At 38.3% G+C, this 18,760-nt stretch carries 16 protein-coding genes and 2 tRNA genes; 5 read left to right on the forward strand and 13 right to left on the reverse strand.

What is annotated here, in order from left to right:
- Positions 1 to 6: 6 nt before the first annotated feature.
- Positions 7 to 393 (reverse strand): hypothetical protein, encoded by a 387-nt coding sequence (locus I6U50_RS01040; protein WP_198627511.1) that lies wholly within the window; start codon positions 391 to 393, stop codon positions 7 to 9.
- A 167-nt stretch (positions 394 to 560) separates the two neighbouring features.
- On the opposite strand from I6U50_RS01040, the gene I6U50_RS01045 reads away from it, so the two are divergent.
- Positions 561 to 1,832 carry a cation:proton antiporter gene (locus tag I6U50_RS01045; protein ID WP_198637549.1) on the forward strand — a complete coding sequence of 424 codons (1,272 nt, stop codon included), beginning with the start codon at positions 561 to 563 and terminating at the stop codon, positions 1,830 to 1,832.
- On the opposite strand, the gene I6U50_RS01050 is transcribed toward I6U50_RS01045, so the two are convergent.
- The 3 genes from I6U50_RS01050 to I6U50_RS01060 are packed head-to-tail and all read right to left on the reverse strand — an operon-like array spanning position 1,821 to position 3,632.
- Positions 1,821 to 2,513: an LrgB family protein gene (locus I6U50_RS01050; protein WP_193710410.1), complete on the reverse strand. Its 693-nt coding sequence runs from the start codon at positions 2,511 to 2,513 to the stop codon at positions 1,821 to 1,823. The genes I6U50_RS01045 and I6U50_RS01050 overlap by 12 nt on opposite strands.
- Complete coding sequence (locus I6U50_RS01055) at positions 2,513 to 2,845, reverse strand: CidA/LrgA family protein (RefSeq protein ID WP_198637550.1); 333 nt, start codon at positions 2,843 to 2,845, stop codon at positions 2,513 to 2,515. The genes I6U50_RS01050 and I6U50_RS01055 overlap by 1 nt, the downstream gene beginning before the upstream one ends.
- A 13-nt stretch (positions 2,846 to 2,858) precedes the next feature.
- Complete coding sequence (locus tag I6U50_RS01060) at positions 2,859 to 3,632, reverse strand: creatininase family protein (protein WP_227740305.1); 774 nt, start codon at positions 3,630 to 3,632, stop codon at positions 2,859 to 2,861.
- A gap of 93 nt (positions 3,633 to 3,725) precedes the next feature.
- On the opposite strand from I6U50_RS01060, the gene I6U50_RS01065 reads away from it, so the two are divergent.
- Positions 3,726 to 4,778, forward strand: coding sequence for a flavin-containing monooxygenase (locus I6U50_RS01065; RefSeq protein ID WP_198637551.1), 1,053 nt, complete (start codon positions 3,726 to 3,728; stop codon positions 4,776 to 4,778).
- 98 nt (positions 4,779 to 4,876) lie between these two features.
- Here the strand turns inward: I6U50_RS01065 and I6U50_RS16135 are convergent, their stop codons facing one another.
- From I6U50_RS16135 to I6U50_RS01110, 9 genes are all read right to left on the reverse strand, one after another.
- Positions 4,877 to 5,134, reverse strand: coding sequence for a GIY-YIG nuclease family protein (locus I6U50_RS16135; protein WP_198637552.1), 258 nt, complete (start codon positions 5,132 to 5,134; stop codon positions 4,877 to 4,879).
- A gap of 46 nt (positions 5,135 to 5,180) precedes the next feature.
- Positions 5,181 to 5,255, reverse strand: a tRNA-Val gene (locus tag I6U50_RS01075).
- A gap of 93 nt (positions 5,256 to 5,348) precedes the next feature.
- A tRNA-Val gene (locus I6U50_RS01080) sits at positions 5,349 to 5,423 on the reverse strand.
- 66 nt (positions 5,424 to 5,489) lie between these two features.
- Positions 5,490 to 6,680 carry a bifunctional folylpolyglutamate synthase/dihydrofolate synthase gene (locus I6U50_RS01085; protein ID WP_198637658.1) on the reverse strand — a complete coding sequence of 397 codons (1,191 nt, stop codon included), beginning with the start codon at positions 6,678 to 6,680 and terminating at the stop codon, positions 5,490 to 5,492.
- Positions 6,681 to 6,710: 30 nt separating this feature from the next.
- Positions 6,711 to 7,529: an energy transducer TonB gene (locus tag I6U50_RS01090; RefSeq protein WP_198637553.1), complete on the reverse strand. Its 819-nt coding sequence runs from the start codon at positions 7,527 to 7,529 to the stop codon at positions 6,711 to 6,713.
- 8 nt (positions 7,530 to 7,537) lie between these two features.
- Positions 7,538 to 7,930: an ExbD/TolR family protein gene (locus tag I6U50_RS01095; protein ID WP_198627506.1), complete on the reverse strand. Its 393-nt coding sequence runs from the start codon at positions 7,928 to 7,930 to the stop codon at positions 7,538 to 7,540.
- 1 nt (position 7,931) lies between these two features.
- Positions 7,932 to 8,633, reverse strand: coding sequence for a MotA/TolQ/ExbB proton channel family protein (locus tag I6U50_RS01100; RefSeq protein WP_193710404.1), 702 nt, complete (start codon positions 8,631 to 8,633; stop codon positions 7,932 to 7,934).
- A gap of 223 nt (positions 8,634 to 8,856) precedes the next feature.
- A complete protein-coding gene (locus I6U50_RS01105; protein ID WP_198637554.1) occupies positions 8,857 to 10,083 on the reverse strand; it encodes a Glu/Leu/Phe/Val dehydrogenase in 1,227 nt (408 codons plus the stop codon).
- Between the two features lie 65 nt (positions 10,084 to 10,148).
- A complete protein-coding gene (locus I6U50_RS01110) occupies positions 10,149 to 11,213 on the reverse strand; it encodes an anhydro-N-acetylmuramic acid kinase (RefSeq protein WP_198637555.1) in 1,065 nt (354 codons plus the stop codon).
- A 93-nt stretch (positions 11,214 to 11,306) separates the two neighbouring features.
- Here I6U50_RS01110 and I6U50_RS01115 point away from each other — a divergent pair, with 93 nt between their 5' ends.
- The 3 genes from I6U50_RS01115 to I6U50_RS01125 all read left to right on the forward strand — a co-directional run bounded on the left by I6U50_RS01115 (position 11,307) and on the right by I6U50_RS01125 (position 18,675).
- Positions 11,307 to 12,449 carry an acyl-CoA dehydrogenase gene (locus I6U50_RS01115; protein ID WP_198637556.1) on the forward strand — a complete coding sequence of 381 codons (1,143 nt, stop codon included), beginning with the start codon at positions 11,307 to 11,309 and terminating at the stop codon, positions 12,447 to 12,449.
- Between the two features lie 239 nt (positions 12,450 to 12,688).
- Positions 12,689 to 17,212: a glutamate synthase large subunit gene (gene gltB, locus I6U50_RS01120; protein WP_198637557.1), complete on the forward strand. Its 4,524-nt coding sequence runs from the start codon at positions 12,689 to 12,691 to the stop codon at positions 17,210 to 17,212.
- A gap of 2 nt (positions 17,213 to 17,214) precedes the next feature.
- The gene (locus I6U50_RS01125) at positions 17,215 to 18,675 is read left to right on the forward strand and encodes a glutamate synthase subunit beta (RefSeq protein WP_198637558.1); all 1,461 of its coding nucleotides are present in this window, start codon (positions 17,215 to 17,217) and stop codon (positions 18,673 to 18,675) included.
- Positions 18,676 to 18,760 lie beyond the last annotated feature (85 nt).

Consider the following 18,760-nt stretch of genomic DNA (forward strand, 5'->3'; position numbering starts at 1 on the left):
CTTTATTTAGAGTAACACCAGTTGATAGCCCATATTTAGCAGGAAAATCCCCAATAGAAAGAGTAATACATAAATGGTCTGTACAAGCTTAAGATTTAGTACAGATAGTTTACGTGTAGTAGGTTCAGGAAACACAAAAAGACCAAGTCCTATAAAAAGTGAAGTCCAGCCAAGCATAGTGATGATAAATTTCCAGTTAAGCTCCCAAACATTATGAAAAAGAATGTTTAACAAGCCTATAATAATAGCAGCAAAAGCGGCTAATATCAAAAACTTTTGATCTTTTAAATCCTCAAAAATTTGTTGTATTCGCCTGGGATTAAAACTGAGCACAAAAAAGAATATAAGGAGGTACCAACCCCAGAACTTAGCGAGAAATAAAGAAGTATCCATCTTTTATAGGCATTGGTTATCCTCTCAAAGTTAACTTCTAAAAAACTATTTTAATATGATAAATATCAGCGAATTAACTATAAAACCCATTCATCTATATTGTTAGTTTTTTGTGAAAAAACTTTAGGTTTTAAGGAAGATCAATTAAAAAAGTTATTTTTAAAATTATGAAAGAACACTACTGGATTTTAGCCGGAATTGGTTTTACTACGCTTATTATGGCCTGGCTGCCTTCAATCTCAAAGCGCATAAAAATTAGTGGACCTGTAATATTGCTGATTATTGGGTTTTTACTCTTCGCCTTGGGTTTACCAATTAGCTGGCCAGATCCTTTATGGGCCGATAAAGGCCTTATGTATTTTTCTGAAATGATTGTGATTATTTCCCTGATGGGCGCCGGTTTAAAAATTGGAAATAATTATAGTTTTAAAGCCTGGAAAAGACCTTTCTTATTGGTTTTTTTAACGATGCCGCTTTGTATAGTTTCTGCCTATTTCCTGGGGAAAAACTTTTTGTATTTGAGTGTTCCCTCTTCTTTATTACTTGCTGCCGTTTTAGCACCCACAGATCCGGTTTTAGCTGCCGAAACCCAACTTGACGATCCTGAGCGGGAAAAAGAGTATAAAGGAAAAATAAGATTTGCGCTCACCGCCGAAGCAGGCTTAAATGATGGGCTGGCTTTTCCCTTTACATATATGGCCGTGTTGGTTGCACAGGCAGGTAGCTGGGCCGCATTCGATTTTACAGATTGGGTATTAGACAAATTCTTTTTAAAAATTATTATTGGAACCATAGCCGGGTTTGCCATTGGTAAGTCTATAGGTTTTTTACTGGATAGGATTCATAAGTACACCGGGATTAGAACTTTTGACGGCTTTCTGGCACTTTCCCTCACTTTACTTAGCTATGGTGCCACAGAACTTTTACATGGTTACGGATTTTTAGCAGTTTTCTTTACCGGTCTAAGTCTTAGACATTACGAAAAAGTTAGTGGCGATTATAAAACAAAAATGCACGATTTTATTCATGAGGTAGAACGCCTACTTCTTGTTGTATGGATTATTCTTTTTGGAGCTTCTATCATGAATGGCATGCTTAGCCTTACTGACTGGAGGGGGATTCTTTTTGCCTTTGCTTTTGTATTAATAATTAGGCCACTTGCCGGTGTTATAAGTATGATGGGGATTAAAGATAGCTTTAAAAACAAACTTGCTATAAGTTTCCTGGGAATTAAAGGTATAGGCTCGGTTTTTTACCTTTCCTGGGCTTTTATGGAATTTGATGGTTTTGAACATAAAGAAGAACTCTATGCCATTACCGCATATATTATTTTAATTTCTGTGGTTTTACACGGACTTACCGCACCTTCAATTATTGCATACTTTAAGCGAAAAACTAAAAAAGGCGAAAACCAGGCAGGTGAAATTTCACAGGAATAACTGAAGCAAATACGGTGTTACCAGTGCCGTGATAATTCCGTTTACGCACATTGCCAGTCCCCCATAGACTCCTGCCAATTTGCTTTCTTCAAAAGCGCGGGCGGTTCCTATACCGTGAGCCGCAATACCAAGGGCTGCGCCAATGGCAATTTTACTTTTAATTCCTAATTTTTTCAGGATAAAAGGGCCAAAAGCATTGCCAAATATTCCCACAGCAATTACTATCCCGGCAGTAATTTCAGGAATTCCTCCGGTAAGCTTTGTAATTTCAATAGCTATAGGTGTGGTAACCGATTTAGCTGCGAGCGATTCAACAATAAAATCGGGAACTTTTAAAAGCAAGAGAAAAACAATTACGGTTAAGACTCCGCTTATTCCACCAATAAGTACAGAAAATAAAAAAATCTTTAAGTTTTGCTTTACGGCTTCATATTTCTCATAAAAGAAAACCCCTAGTGCCACAACAGAAGGTCCCAGAAAAAAACTTATAAATTTTCCACCCCGATTATAATCTTCAAAATCTATTTTAAAAATTAATAAGAATGAAATAATAAATAAAATGGCCAGCAACACCGGATTTAGTAATACATAATTAAACTTTTTACGTATTTCACGGCCACCTGCAAAAGCAATTATACTTATAAAAACTCCAAATACCGGTAATTGAAAGAATTCATGCATTATCGCTCCAGTTTTTCAATAATAATTGCCGAAATATACAGGGTGATCACTGTGCTGGCAATAACTGCTATAGAAATTGGCATCCAATAATCGGCTATAACTTCAAAATAAACCATTAAACCTACTCCATAGGGAATAAAGAATAATACCAGGTATTTTATAAGTTTATCTGAGGCCGGTTTTACATCCTTAAGTTTTATTATTTTAAGCCTTAAAGCGATAAAAATCAAAAACATCCCCAGGATATTTCCGGCAATTGGAATTTTAAAAAAATAGGTGATTAGCTCACCTAAAAGTAAAAATCCAAAGATATAGGCCAGAGCTTTAAGCATAAGTTTTCTTTAATTAATGATACATATCTTCTAAATCTGCCCCGTGGAGCTCCACAAAGAAATCGGCGATCAAATCGGTGGTTTTTTCAAAGAAAACCTCTCCCTTCTCAGCCGTAGCAGCTTTGGGGTCTCCTACTCCTGTATCTTTGGTTACGCTAGTCCATTTTCGTTGTGCACTTGCCCAACCTTCTTTTAAAGCACTTATTTTAAAAGTTTTGGCACTTCCGTCTCCGGCTTCTTCCAGCGGTAAAACCAATTCGGGGCGTAAATGCATAACCGCCGCTGTTTCAAGCTCACCGGCGTGATCCCCTGGTTCATCGAAATATGGTTTAGCATCGGTAACCTGCCACCAATTTACTGAGCAGGTAAAAAGGTTGGGGTATTCCAGGCTCAATTCCCTAATCATTTGCTTAAAGTTATTTCCGCCGTGAGCATTTAAAATAACCAGCTTATCGATATTATGCATTTGCAAAACCTGGGCTACATCTTTTAAAACAGCATATTGGGTACTGGGGTTAAGGTTCATACAAAGCTTTACATCCATTTGACCGGTATTTACCCCAAATGGAATAGTAGGTAAAACCACGACTTTTGCCTGCTGTCCCCAGGCTTTTTCTGCCGCTTTTGTAGCAGCTTCTTCTGCCAAAATATTATCAGTAGCATAAGGTAAGTGATAGTTATGTGCTTCAGTAGCACCCCAGGGCAAAACGGCTACACTAAAATCTTCATCTCTTATTTGCTTCCAGTTTGTTTCGGCCAGAACATAAGGCCTAATTTTTCTTTCCATAAGCTAATTTTGCCTTAAAATTAGCAATTATGCTTTTTCTAGAGCTATTAAACAGGTGGAAATTAAAACTTATCTTTGCTGAAAATGCGATAGATGCTAGATTTTGTAATTGTTGGGGGAGCGCAAGCCGGGCTTTCCATGGCCTATTATCTTAATAAATTGGGCAAAACTTATGTGATAATTGATAAAGAAGAGGAAGTAGGTGCTTCCTGGTTAAATAGGTGGGACTCTTTAAAGCTATTTACACCTTCAGAATTTAACAATTTACCGGGAATGGATTTCCCGGCACAAAAAGGATATTACCCCAGCAAGGAAGACGTAGCAGCCTATTTTAAGCAATATGTAGCAAAATTTAATATTGAAATTCGCTTAAATACACTGGTAAAAGAAGTTGTTAAAGAAGATGATTTTTTTATCCTAAAACATACCAAGGGACAAATAAAATCCAGAAATGTAGTGATCGCTACCGGTCCATTTCATATTCCATACACCCCTTCTTTTTCACAGAAAATATCAGAAGATATTTTTCAAATTCACAGTAACTATTATAAAAATCCCGGGCAATTGCAGGAAGGCCCTGCGATGGTTGTAGGTGCCGGGGATTCAGGATTTCAAATTTTAGATGAAATTTCTCAAACTAACCGAACTACCTACTTTTCCGGTGCTACTAACGTGCGGGTACTTCCACAGGAAATTTTGGGAAAAACCTTATGGTGGTGGTTTACTAAGATAGGTTTTCTAAGTTTTAGTCGAAAAACCTGGCTTGGAAAAAAGCTTAGTCGGTCTAAACAACCTATTATTGGTACAGACGTTAAAAGTATTTTACAAAGGGACAATGTACTACCCGTTGGAAAAACTACAAATGCCAAAGAGCAAATTATATTTACCGAAAATCAAAAAATTAAAGAACTAAAAAATATTGTTTGGGCTACAGGTTACAGACCAAATTTTGGTTGGATAGAAGGTTTAGAACTTACAAAGGATGGTTATCCTAAACACCACAGAGGTGTTAGTAATATTGACGGACTATATTTTATAGGCCTTCCCTGGTTACATACAAGAGGCTCGGCAACTTTAGGCGGAATTAAAAAAGATGCTCAATATCTTGCCAATTATATTAAAGCCGAAGAAAAAACCCTTTTATAACAAAGAGGTTGTCTGAAAAGTTATTAAAATCGTCATCCTGAATTCATTTCAGCATCTAAAATATTGATAATCAAAACATCTTAGAAGCTGAAACGAGTTCAGCTTGACGAAGCTAGACATTTCAGACAACCTCTTCTTCTGCTTTTCCATTTCTTAATTTGTCGCTCTCTGCGAACTGCTCCTGTTCTGGTTTCGAATGTTTCAGAATAAACTAGTAACCAATCTTTAGCCTTCGATGTAAAACCTTTATTGCTCTGCAAATGTTTCTTCAGCCTGTTATCAATGCTTTGGGTGGAACCAATATAATATCCATTAAGTGATTCAGAAAAAAGTATATAAACGTAAAGTTTCGACATAAAAAAATCCCTAAAGTAGGTAAACTTTGGGATTTGGGAATAAAAGTGGGCGCGAAGGGATTCGAACCCCTGACCCCTTGGGTGTAAACCAAGTGCTCTGAACCAACTGAGCTACGCGCCCTAAAATTTTCAATAAAATTAGCTTTCTTTAAAAAACTAAAAATTTCACTAAGCTAAAAAAAGACTTCATTTTTTAGAAGCCTTTTATATTCTGTGGGCGCGAAGGGATTCGAACCCCTGACCCCTTGGGTGTAAACCAAGTGCTCTGAACCAACTGAGCTACGCGCCCTATTCTTGAATGCGGATGCAAATATAGACTAGTTTTTAATCTACACCAAGAAAAATTTCAAAAAAATTAAATTATTTCGGCAACACTAAACGTGCTTCCACCTATAAACACCAAATCCTGATCCAGGGCAGCATCCAGGGCAGCATCATAGGCTTCTGAAATAGAACCAAATAAACTTCCTTCAAGGCCAAAATCAGCGGCTTTTTGTTGCAAAATCTCAGCATCTAATCCACGGGGAACTGCCGGTTTAGAAAAATAGTAAAGTGCGGCTTTCGGAAACAATGGCAGGATTTTTTCTAAATCTTTATCATTCACCACTCCTAAAACAATGTGTAGATGTTGAAATTTCTCATTCTTAAGCTGCTTAAAAACCAAACTAAGGCCTTCTGCATTATGAGCCGTATCACAAATCACCCTTGGCTTTTCCCGTAAAATATCCCAGCGTCCCTGAAGCGATGTATGCAACTTTACACTATTAAGTCCGTTTTTAAGACATTCTTCCGGGATTTCCCAGCCCTTTTCCCTTAAAGCTTTTATAGCGGCAACTGCCGTCTTCATATTTTTGTTCTGATACCCTCCCTTAAGATCTGTATCATAATTTTCCAGTTTTAGATCTTGGGCAAAATATATTTCTGACTTATGTTTTAGTGCCTCTTCTTTAAAAACCCTGGTAGTTTCTTTTTGGGTTTCTCCAATTATTACGGGTACATTATCTTTTATTATCCCGGCTTTTTCCTTTGCTATTTCAGCAATAGTATCTCCTAAAAAGGCGGTATGATCTAAGCCTATATTGGTAATTACCGATACCTCTGGCGTAATAATATTGGTAGAATCGAGCCTACCTCCCAAGCCTACTTCAATTATAGCAATATCTACTTTCGTCTTCGAAAAATAATCGAAGGCCATTCCTACGGTCATTTCGAAGAAAGAAAGATTATTTTCAGTCAAAAAATCCCTATGCCCCTCAACAAATCCAACTACATTTTTCTTTGGAATAAATTTTCCGTTCACTTTAATTCGTTCCCGAAAATCTTTTAGATGCGGAGAAGTATATAAACCTACTTTATAACCGGCTTCTTGTAAAATAGAGGCCAACATATGGCTGGTAGAACCTTTACCGTTGGTACCGGCAATATGAACCGATTTAAAATTCTTATGCGGATTCCCCAGATATTCATCTAGTTTAATGGTACGGGAAAGATCTTTTTTAAAAGCCTGCGCTCCTACTCGTTGAAACATAGGCAACTGTTGAAACATCCATTCAACAGTTTTTGTATATGCATCCACTTATTCAGAAAGTTTAAAGTTATAAATAATAGTCCCTACCTGGCGAGAGGGTGCATTACTATCGCTATTAAAACGCGTGGCCATCGCAGCCCTTCTTGCGGGATCGGTTAAACAAGACGCACTGTTGGTAGTTCCCTTTACACCGGGCGTAGCATTAATTACCTGTCCATTCTGGTTAACTTCTATACGAACCACCACAATTCCGGACTCGTTACAATCCTGAACAAATTTTTCTTTATTCAACGCCCTTCTACCTCCCAAACGGTAGTTTCCATCTCCATCCAGGCCAGCACCGCTTCCATAGTAAGAACTAGCGTTAGGGTCTCCATTAGGGTCTCCCTTATCACCAGCCTGACTATCGTTTCCTTCCCCTCCACTTTCGGTGCCTGATCTTTCCGGACCATTTAGAATACTACTCATGGCATCGGTAGTTGATTTATCGGGTTTAGGTTCAGGCTTTTTGGCCGGTGGTTCTTCTTTGGGTTTTTCTGGCTCCTTTTTTTCTACCGGTTTTGGCTCTTTCTTTTCTTCAATAACCGGTGCCTCTTCTGTTTGTTGGGTTACCACTTCCTCTTCAATAACCGGTTCAGGTTGGGTTTGCGTTTCGGGAACAGTAGTTTGCTGAGGTGCCGATTTTACCGGCTCGGTAGGCTGCTCATTTCCAGAGCCAACTTCTGATGTCCCAAAATTGATGGCAATACCGCTCTCTGGCGGCGGGTCTAAATATTTAAATCCTAACAGAAATAACAATGCAATTAACAACACGTGTAAGATAACCGTGATGGTAAAAGATTTTTTTTCGTGTTTGGTATCTAACATAATTAGGCTTATTCGGGTTTAACCGCTAAAACGATTTTATAACTATTTCTATTTGCAATATCCATCACATTCACTGCCTTTTCTATAGGCACTCCTTCTTCTGCCCTTAAGATAATAGTAGGTTTCTCTTCACCAGACAGCTTTGTTTTTAGCGTACTTTCTAAAGAAGACTGCGTTACACGTTGGTCGTCTACATAAAACTGCAGATCTTTTGTAATACTAACCGATACATTTTGAACGCTGGTAGTTTTTCCTTTTGCCTTTGGAAGTATAAGATCTAAAGCTTCTGGAGTAATTACCGGCGAGGTGAGCATAAAAAAGATCAATAACAGGAATACAATATCTGTCATTGAGCTCATACTGAACTCGGGGCTTACTTTATTTCTTCCTCTTAAATTCATATTAAGCGGGCTCGTTTAACAGGTCAAGGAAATCTACCGCAGTAGCTTCCATTTGATGTACTACTTTATCGGTTTTTACTACTAAGTGATTATATCCAATATAAGCAATAATACCAACAATAAGTCCGGCAACAGTGGTGGTCATCGCGGTATAAATACCTTCTGCAAGTGCCCCCATTTGAGCCTGCCCACTACTGGTTGCCAATTCATGGAAAGCAATTACCATACCTATTACCGTACCCAGGAAACCAATCATGGGTGCAGCACCTGCAATAGTTGCCAAAATACTTACATTTTTTTCTAACTTATAAACTTCTAAGCGACCCGCATTTTCTATAGCAGTATTAATATCTTCTAAAGGGCTTCCAATTCGGGAAATTCCTTTTTCAGTTAATCTGGCTACAGGAGAATCACTTTGTGCACATCGCATTTTAGCCGATTCTATATTTCCGTTTAATACATTGTCTTTAATTTGAAGCATAAAGTTTTTATCTACCTGGCTGGCCGATTTTATTGCGAAAAGCCTTTCAAAATAAATATAAACTGCCGCAAACAACAGAATAAAAAGTATAATAATGATAATTTGGCCTCCAAGGCCTCCACTAAGCATTAAATCGAATAAAGACAGGGTTTTCTCTTCTACTACCGGCTCTGCCTCCTGGGCGGCTTCGGCAACGCCGTCCTGCTGAAAAAAGTATAGCATAGGTTTCTATTGGGTTTTTTAATGTAACGTGATAAACCAGATTTAATTGTGAACCAAATTTAGTAAAATAATTAGCAGGGCAAACTGGTTTATCTTAATTGGGAATTTTTTATTTTTTCCAGAAACGAAATTCATTAAAGTTTACGCATAAAAAAATCCCGCTCGAAAGCGGGATTTTCAGAAATAATCTCAATCAACTAAAATTACAAGATTAATCAAAAATTTATACCAATTGCTTCAGCGCTACTTCAAAAGCTGTTTTGCTGATATTGGTTTTTCCACTATTATTATCGTAAGTATTTTGAATAGCATTTTTAATGGTCATAGAAGTGTCATTAAAAATAGACTCATCGGTCATTTGTACTCTTCTTTCCATAAAATAAGCAAAAACTCTCGCCATCCCGCAGTTTGCAATAAAATCTGGAATAAGGCTAACTTTTTCATCAGTAGATTCCATAATAGAGCCAAAGAAAATTTCCTTATCGGCAAAAGGCACATTAGCACCACTGGTAACCACCTCCAGTTTTCTCTCTATCAAACTGTTAATTTGTTCTTGAGTGATTAAGCGAGAAGCCGCACAGGGCGCGAAGATTTCGGCATCTAGTTGCCAAATTTTTTCATTTATTTCTTCAAAAGGAATTAGCTTGTCGTGTTTAAGGGTATTCCCTTCTTTATTAAGGAAGAGCTCCTTAATCTCTTCAAAAGTAAATCCGTTTTCATTGATTAAACCGCCAACACGATCTATTACCCCTACTATTTTAACGCCCATTTGAGCAAGATAATAGGCTGCGGCAGACCCAACATTTCCAAAGCCTTGAACTACAGCCCTTTTCTGCGTCAAATCTCCCCCATAAATTTCATAATAATGTTTTACAGATTCTGCTACTCCATATCCGGTGATCATATCAGCAACGGTGTACTTACGACTTACATCAGGGGAAAAGTGATTGTTTTCCAACACTTTAATTACCCCCTGGCGCAACTGGCCAATTCTATTAATTTTATCGGCCTCACTAGGTTTAAAGTGCCCGTTAAAAACACCTTCTTGTGGATGCCATACTCCGCAATCTTCGGTAATAGGAATTACTTCATTAATTTCATCTACATTTAAATCGCCTCCCGTACCGTAATAACTCTTCAACAAAGGGGAGACTGCTTTATACCAGCGTTCCAGAACACCTTTTTTACGCGGATCTTTAGGATCGAAATTTATACCAGATTTAGCCCCTCCTATTGGAGGACCTGAAACGGTAAATTTAACCTCCATTGTTTTGGCTAGCGAAAGCACTTCATTTTGGTCCAGCCCTAAACGCATTCTTGTTCCGCCACCTGCTGCACCACCACGTAAAGAATTAATTACCGCCCAACCTTCAGCTTCTGTCTCAGAATCTTTCCAATTAAATACTATTTCCGGCTCTTTATTTTCGTATAGCTTTAATAATTCCTTCATTTACGCTCTAATTTTTCACAAATATATAAACTAAGTGATATATTTTTAAATTTTCATCAAAAAAATTAAATTTCATATATCACTCCGGAAGAATGATCTTTTTTAGCACCTGTAACCGATTTTAATACATTTACCTGGCCACGAAGTTTTAAAACCCCGAGCAGTCCAAAAATCAAAGCTTCTTTATAATCAATAATTTCTTGCGAAGGGATTGTAAAATGACACTTAGACTCCTCTTTCAATAGACGTAAAAGAAAATTATTAAAGGTTCCTCCCCCGGTCATTAAAACCTTAGAATCAGGCTGATTATCTAAAGTCTTTGCAATTTGTTGGGCTATATGCAGGGTATAAGTGTGAAGAATATCAGGTACATTCTCATTATATTTCTCCAAAATTGGAAAAACGGTAGATTTAACCCATTCTATTCCCAAAGACTTGGGAGGCTTCTCTTCATAAAATGAGAGGGCATTTAGTTTCTGAAGCAAGTCTTTATTTAAATTACCGGAAGCGGCCAATTTCCCACCTTCATCAAACTCTTTACCTAATTTTTGGGAATAGAAATTCAACACAGTGTTTACGGCACAAATATCGTAAGCTACTCGTTTGTCTCCTATTTCGGTAGAAATATTCGCAAATCCGCCTAAATTCACACAATACTTATAATCTGAAAAAAGCAATTGATCTCCAATAGGCACAAGGGGTGCTCCCTGCCCTCCAAGTTCTACATCCCGAACTCTAAAATCGCAAATTACAGTTTGTCCCGTGAGATAAGCGATTTCGGGTAAATTCCCTATTTGTAAGGTATAATTATTTTCTGGCTCATGTTTAATAGTATGGCCATGACTACAAATTATATCGACGTCTTTTATTTGATGCGCCTCAATAAAACGTGAAATAATTTCAGCTAAATAACTGGTATATTTTTTATTTAGCCTCTCTAAGCGCTCTTTTGAGAAATCGATAGCTTCCGCTAAGGTTTCCTGCCAATTTAACGGGTATGGAATAGTTTCAGCTTCTAAAATCTTATAACTCCAGGAGTTTTTATAATCAAAATTAACATACACCAAATCGATGCCATCTAGGGATGTTCCTGACATAACACCAATAACCTTGTAATTTGCTTTTTTCATATTCGTAAAATTTATTAAACTAAATTGAAAATTACACATCAAAACTTTATCTTTGATGACCAAAATTAGATTTTCCTAAATTAAAATAATAATATGGATTTCAAACTTACAGAAGAACATATAATGATTCGTGATGCGGCGCGTGATTTTGCCAGAAACGAATTATTGCCCGGTGTGATTGAAAGAGACGAGAAGCAGGAATTCCCTTCAGAGCAAATAAAAAAAATGGGAGAACTTGGTTTTCTTGGCATGATGGCTTCTCCTGAATTTGGCGGCGGCGGTATGGATACCATTTCCTATATTCTTGCTATGGAAGAAATTTCAAAGATAGACGCCTCTGCATCGGTAGTGATGTCGGTAAACAATTCTTTAGTTTGCTGGGGCATTGACACTTACGGAAGTCAGGAACAAAAGGAAAAATATCTTTCCAAACTTACCACGGGAGAAAAACTTGGTGCATTTTGTCTTTCGGAACCCGAAGCCGGTAGTGATGCCACATCACAACGAACTACAGCAATAGACAAAGGCGACCATTACCTATTAAACGGAACAAAAAACTGGATTACCAACGGAAATTCTGCCGACTACTATATTGTAATTGCACAAACCGATCGTGAGAAAAAACATAAAGGTATCAATGCATTTATTGTAGAAAAAGGAGTTGAAGGCTTTGAAATTGGCCCTAAGGAACAAAAAATGGGAATTCGCGGAAGCGATACACATTCATTAAACTTTAATGATGTGAAAGTCCCTAAAGAAAACAGAATTGGCGAAGATGGTTTCGGATTTAAATTCGCTATGAAAACACTCTCTGGCGGAAGAATTGGTATTGCAGCCCAGGCTTTAGGAATAGCTTCTGGTGCATACGAGCTAGCTTTAGACTATTCTAAACAACGCAAAGCCTTTGGCACTGAGATCTGCAATCACCAGGCCATTGCTTTTAAACTGGCCGATATGTACACTTCTATTGAAGCATCCAGACACCTGGTAATGAAGGCTGCCTGGGAAAAAGACCAGGGGGCAAACTACGATCTTTCTGGCGCTATGGCTAAAGTATACGCTTCAAAAACCGCCATGGATGTTACTACCGAAGCCGTACAGGTTCACGGTGGCAACGGTTATGTTAAAGAATACCACGTAGAGCGTTTAATGCGTGATGCGAAGATTACCCAAATTTATGAGGGAACCTCAGAAATTCAAAAAATTGTAATTTCCAGAGGCATTTTAAGAGACTAAATTTCTTATAAAAATCCACATTCAAAAGCCCGGTTTTTTAAATCGGGCTTTTTTTGTGCTTAAGTTTTAATACTGCCATTTATTATATTTTTAATATGAAAGGGATCTAATTGTAGATTTATCATTTATAACCAAATTATTTGATTTTACTGAATTTCTTCACACTTTAAGCCCAAAAAGCTTCATTTTTTTTACCTAATTAGGTAATTTTGAGACGATAATCTAAGGACGAAAAGAATATGAAATTAAAAAAACAGGGGCTCTATTCACCCGAATTTGAGCATGATAATTGTGGTGCAGGATTTATCTGTAATCTAAAAGGAAAAAGAACAAACGATATAATTCATAAAGCTTTAGACATTCTTATTCGGCTGGAACACAGAGGTGCAGTGAGTGCTGATGGGAAGACAGGTGATGGTGCCGGTATATTAATAGAAATACCCCACGATTATTTCAAAAAAACCTGTGAATTTAAACTTCCAGACTTTAAAGAATACGCGGTAGGAATGGTTTTTCTCCCGCAGTCCAAAAATCAGCGTAAAATTTGTCGCGAAATATTTGAAGAGGAGATACTAAGCCAGGGACTTAATCTTATTGGTTGGCGTGAAGTACCTGTAAATAGATCCTGCCTGGGAAGTATTGCGTCCTTGTCTGAGCCTAATGTTCAGCAAATATTTATAGGAAAAGGAGAAGATGTTTCTGCCGAGAGTTTTAATGCTAAATTATTTGCCGCCAGAAAAATTGCAGAACACAGAATAGAAAATTCAGGACTCTCTGAATCAGAATATTTTTATTTGCCAAGTTTATCAACAAACACCATTATCTATAAAGGTTTGTTGATGCCGCAGGATATTAATGTTTATTACCGCGATCTAAACGAGCCCGAGGTAGTAACCAAGTTAGCCCTGGTGCACCAACGCTTTTCCACCAACACTTTCCCAACCTGGGATCTGGCACAACCTTTCCGCTATATGTGCCATAATGGTGAAATAAATACGCTACGCGGAAACCTTAGTAGAATGAAAGCCCGCGAAGAGCTTTTTGAAAGTGAGAAGTTTGGTGAAGATCTAAAAGAAATTATACCTATTGTTTCTGAAGGAAAATCAGATTCTGCTTCTATGGACACTGTGCTGGAATTGTTATTGCAAACGGGACGTTCGCTTCCCGAAGCCATTATGATGATGGTTCCCGAAGCCTGGGAGAAAAATCCTTCTATGCAAGATGAGAAAAAAGCATTTTACGAATACAACTCCTGCATTATGGAACCCTGGGACGGGCCCGCTTCTATTCCTTTTACCGATGGAAATTATATAGGGGCACTTTTAGATAGAAATGGCCTAAGACCATCTCGCTACACCCTAACCAAAGATGGCTATGTAATTATGTCTTCAGAAACCGGAGTGCTGGAAATTCAACCGGAAAATGTAGAACGCCACGGAAGGTTAGAGCCCGGAAGAATGTTTTTGGTAGACATGAACGAGGGTAGAATTGTGGAAGACGAGGAAGTAAAACAGAAAATAATTTCAGAAAGACCTTACCGCAAATGGCTTGATGAAAACCTTCTAAACCTTTCTGAAGTTCCCTACACCGGGAACAAAACCCCTGTTGAAAAAATTGATATCCATAGTCGTCAAAAACTATTCGGATATACCCAGGAAGATATCAAAACCATAATCACCCCTATGGCGACGCAGGGAAAAGAGGCCATTGGCTCTATGGGTGCAGATATTCCGCTAGCGGTACTTTCAGATAAATCGCAATTATTATTCAACTATTTCAAACAATTATTTGCCCAGGTAACCAATCCTCCGTTAGATGGTATTAGGGAGGAAATAGTTACCGACATTAGCCTTTCTATTGGTGAAGATCGCAATTTATTCGATATCATTCCCGAACAGTCCAAAAAACTAAGAATCCAAAATCCCGTTATTTCCAACGAAGATTTAGATAAGATAAAATACATAGAACATCCCGATTTTAAAACGGCTTCTATTTCAATTTTATATGAAGCTGAAAAAGGCCTTAACGGACTTGAAGCAAGGTTAGATGAAATTATTCTTGAAATAAACGATGCGGTAGACGATGGTTGCAATATTATTATCCTAACAGATCGAAATGCCGACCCAAAATTAGCCCCAATTCCATCGCTTTTAGCCTGCTCGTTTGTGCACCATCGCGTGAAGAAATACAATCGTAGATCTTCTTTCGGGATTGTAATAGAATCGGCCGAACCCAGGGAGCCGCATCATTTTGCATTGTTATTTGGTTATGGTGCCAGTGCGATTAACCCTTATATGGTTAACGAAATTATTTACAACCTGGTTGAAGAAAAAGAAATTGAAGTTAATGATCCCGAAGTTGCCGTACAGAATTTTAATGTAGCTATTGGGAAAGGGATTATAAAGATTATGAACAAGATTGGTATCTCTACCCTTCACTCCTACCGTGGGGCTCAAATCTTTGAAATCTTAGGGTTAAACCAAAAATTTGTAGACAAATACTTTACCAACACTCCTACCCGTATTGAAGGTATTGGGTTGTATGAAATAGAAAAGGAAGTTCAAAAACGAGTTGAAAACGCATTTAGCACTCCCAAAACAGACACTAATCTTGATTTAGAAATTGGAGGGGATTATCGTTGGAGAAGAACAGGTGAAAGGCACATGTTTAATCCGGCAAGTGTTGCTAAGCTGCAACAAGCCGTAAGACAAAACAGCACTAAGGCTTACCAGGAATATTCTAAGTTTATAAACGACCAAAGCGAGCGTTTAATGACGCTTCGCGGAATGTTTAAATTTCGCGATTTAAACCCTATTCCTATTGATGAAGTGGAACCCTGGACAGAAATAGTAAAACGCTTTAAAACGGGCGCTATGTCTTTTGGTTCTATAAGTAAGGAAGCCCACGAAAACCTTGCTATTGCCATGAACCGTATGCAGGGAAAAAGCAACTCGGGCGAGGGTGGTGAAGACCCACAACGTTTTCATAAAGATTTGGACGGAAACTGGAGAAACTCTGCCATTAAACAGGTAGCTTCAGGAAGATTTGGGGTTTCCATTAATTACTTAAGCAATGCACAGGAAATTCAAATTAAAATGGCCCAGGGTGCAAAACCCGGGGAAGGTGGACAACTGCCGGGGCCAAAAGTAAATCCTGATATTGCCAAAACCAGAAATTCGACTCCTTATGTAGGACTAATTTCGCCACCACCACACCACGATATTTACTCTATTGAAGATTTGGCGCAATTAATATTCGACCTTAAAAATGCTAACCGCGATGCCAGGATTAATGTAAAATTGGTTTCTAAAGTGGGCGTGGGAACTATTGCTGCCGGGGTAGCAAAAGCCAAGGCCGATGTGGTTTTAATTTCCGGATACGATGGTGGTACAGGGGCCTCCCCCCTAACCTCACTTCGTCACGCAGGTTTACCATGGGAATTGGGAATTGCCGAAGCACAACAAACCCTACTCATCAATAACCTTAGAAATAGAATTGTGGTAGAGTGCGACGGACAGTTAAAAACCGGTAGGGATGTAGCAATTGCAGCTTTACTGGGAGCAGAAGAATTTGGATTTTCTACTGCACCGCTGGTAGCTTCAGGCTGTATTATGATGCGAGCCTGCCATTTAAATACCTGCCCCGTGGGAATTGCTACACAAGACCCTGAACTTCGTAAGAAATTTAAAGGTACCCCTGAAGATGTGATTAACTTTATGTATTTCATCGCACAGGAATTAAGACAAATAATGGCAGATCTTGGCTTTAGAAGTATCAACGAAATGGTTGGACAAAGCCAAAAATTAGATATGGATCGTGCTATAGAACATTATAAAGCTCAGGGACTGGATCTTTCCAACATTCTATACAAACCAAACGTAGATGAGGATATGCCGCTTTATAATACCGAAACCCAGGATCATAATCTTAGCAATGTTTTAGATTTTGAGATTTTAAAACAAGCGCATCCCGCCATCTATAGAAAAGAAAAAATGAGCCTGGATTTCCCAATTAGTAACATAAACCGTACTACCGGGGCCATATTAAGTAATGAAATTTCCAAAATTCACGGAGAAAAAGGTTTACCTAAAGGCACCCTTACTTTAAATTTTACAGGTTCTGGCGGACAAAGTTTTGGGGCTTTTGCCACCAAAGGACTTACCATGAACATTAACGGAAACACTAATGATTACTTAGGAAAAGGTCTTTCCGGAGCTACTTTAAGTGTTCGAAAACCTAAAGAAGCGTCCTTTAAATCTAACGAGAATGTAATTATTGGAAATGTTGCATTATATGGTGCCACCGATGGCGAGGCCTATATCAACGGAATTGGAGGTGAGCGTTTTTGCGTTCGAAACTCTGGTGCCAAAGCAGTGGTTGAAGGTATTGGTGACCACGGTTGTGAGTATATGACCGGTGGAATTGCCGTAATTCTTGGAACAATTGGAAGAAATTTTGCTGCCGGAATGAGCGGAGGAATTGCCTACATCTATAACGCAGATAACAGCCTGGATAATCATAATTTCAATATGGAAATGATTGGTTTAGAAGATCCTTCAGAAGAAAACAAAGAAGAGCTGAAAGAATTAATTGAAAATCATTATCGCTATACCGAAAGTGATGTAGCCAAAGAAATTCTTAACAACTGGAAGGAGAATTCAGGGAAATTCATAAAAGTAATGCCTACAGAATTCAAAAGGGCTTTACAGAAAATGGAAGAAGATAAAATGAAAAAAGAACAAAAAGAACTTAAAACAGCATAATTATGGGCAAGATAAGAGGTTTTATGGAATACGACCGTAAAGAGGAAGAGACAGTAGCTGTTGAAAAACGAGTTAAAGATTATAAAGAATTTACTAAAGAATTATCGACGGACGAACTTAGCGAGCAAGGTGCGCGATGTATGGATTGCGGAATTCCTTTTTGCCATAGTGGCTGCCCGGTAGGGAATTTAATTCCAGATTTTAATCATGCCGTTTATAAAAACGACTGGAAAAAAGCACTCACTATTTTACACGCAACCAATAACTTCCCTGAATTTACAGGAAGGTTATGCCCGGCACCGTGCGAATCGGCCTGCGTTTTAGGGATTACAGATCCGCCGGTTGCAATAGAGCTTATTGAAAAATATATTGTAGAACGTGGTTTTAAAGAAGGATGGATCACCCCACAGCCTCCAAAATCCAGAACCGGAAAAACGGTAGTAGTTGTAGGGTCTGGACCCGCGGGACTTGCTGCAGCACAACAACTTAATCGCGCCGGTCACGAAGTAACAGTTTTTGAACGCGACAATAAAGTTGGCGGATTATTACGTTACGGAATTCCCGATTTTAAAATGGAAAAACATGTAATTGACCGTAGGATTAATGTTTTAAAAGAGGAAGGAATTAAATTTGAAACCGGTGTAAATGTTGGTGAAAATTATGAAACTGAAAAGCTTAAGGAATTTGACGCCGTTGTACTTTGCGGGGGTGCTACCAAACGTAGAAATCTTCCTATTGAAGGAGCCGAAGGCACGGGTATTATGCAGGCTATGGATTTCCTAAAAAATAACAACGAAGTTGTAGATGGTATAAAAGATCTAACAGCAGAATATTCGGCTGAAGGGAAACATGTAATTGTAATTGGTGGTGGTGACACCGGTTCTGACTGTGTTGGAACTTCTAATCGTCACGGAGCAAAATCGGTTACCAATTTTGAAATTATGCCAATGCCGGGAGAGCATAGAGACAAAGAAAACCCATGGCCATATTGGCCTTTCACCCTAAAAACCACTTCCTCTCACGAAGAAGGTGTAGAGCGTAATTGGAGCATTAACACCAAAGAATTTATTAGAGATAAAGATGGTAATTTAAAAGCTTTAAAAACGGTTAATATAGAATGGGTAAAAGGTGAAAATGGCAGGCCACAACTTAAAGAAGTGGAAGGTTCTGAAAAAGAGTGGCCTTGCGAACTGGTTCTTTTAGCTTTAGGTTTTACCGGCCCCGAGAAAACATTAAGCGAGCAGCTAGGCCTTGAACTGGATAGCAGAACAAATATTAAAGGTGATAAAGGATACCAAACCAACGTACCGAATATTTTTACTGCCGGAGATATGCGCCGCGGACAATCTTTAATTGTTTGGGCAATTTCTGAAGGTCGTGAAGCGGCTTATCACGTAGATAAGTATTTAATGGGAAAATCTATTTTACCGAGAAAAGGAGAAGGCGATCTTCCCGCTGCTTAATTTGATTTTTTAATAAATTATTGTTTAAAAAGACTGTTTTAAAGTTTTCTAAAATCTTCATCCTGAACTTGTTTCAGGATTTATG

The organism is Salegentibacter maritimus, from assembly GCF_016236975.1.
GTDB lineage: Bacteria > Bacteroidota > Bacteroidia > Flavobacteriales > Flavobacteriaceae > Salegentibacter > Salegentibacter maritimus.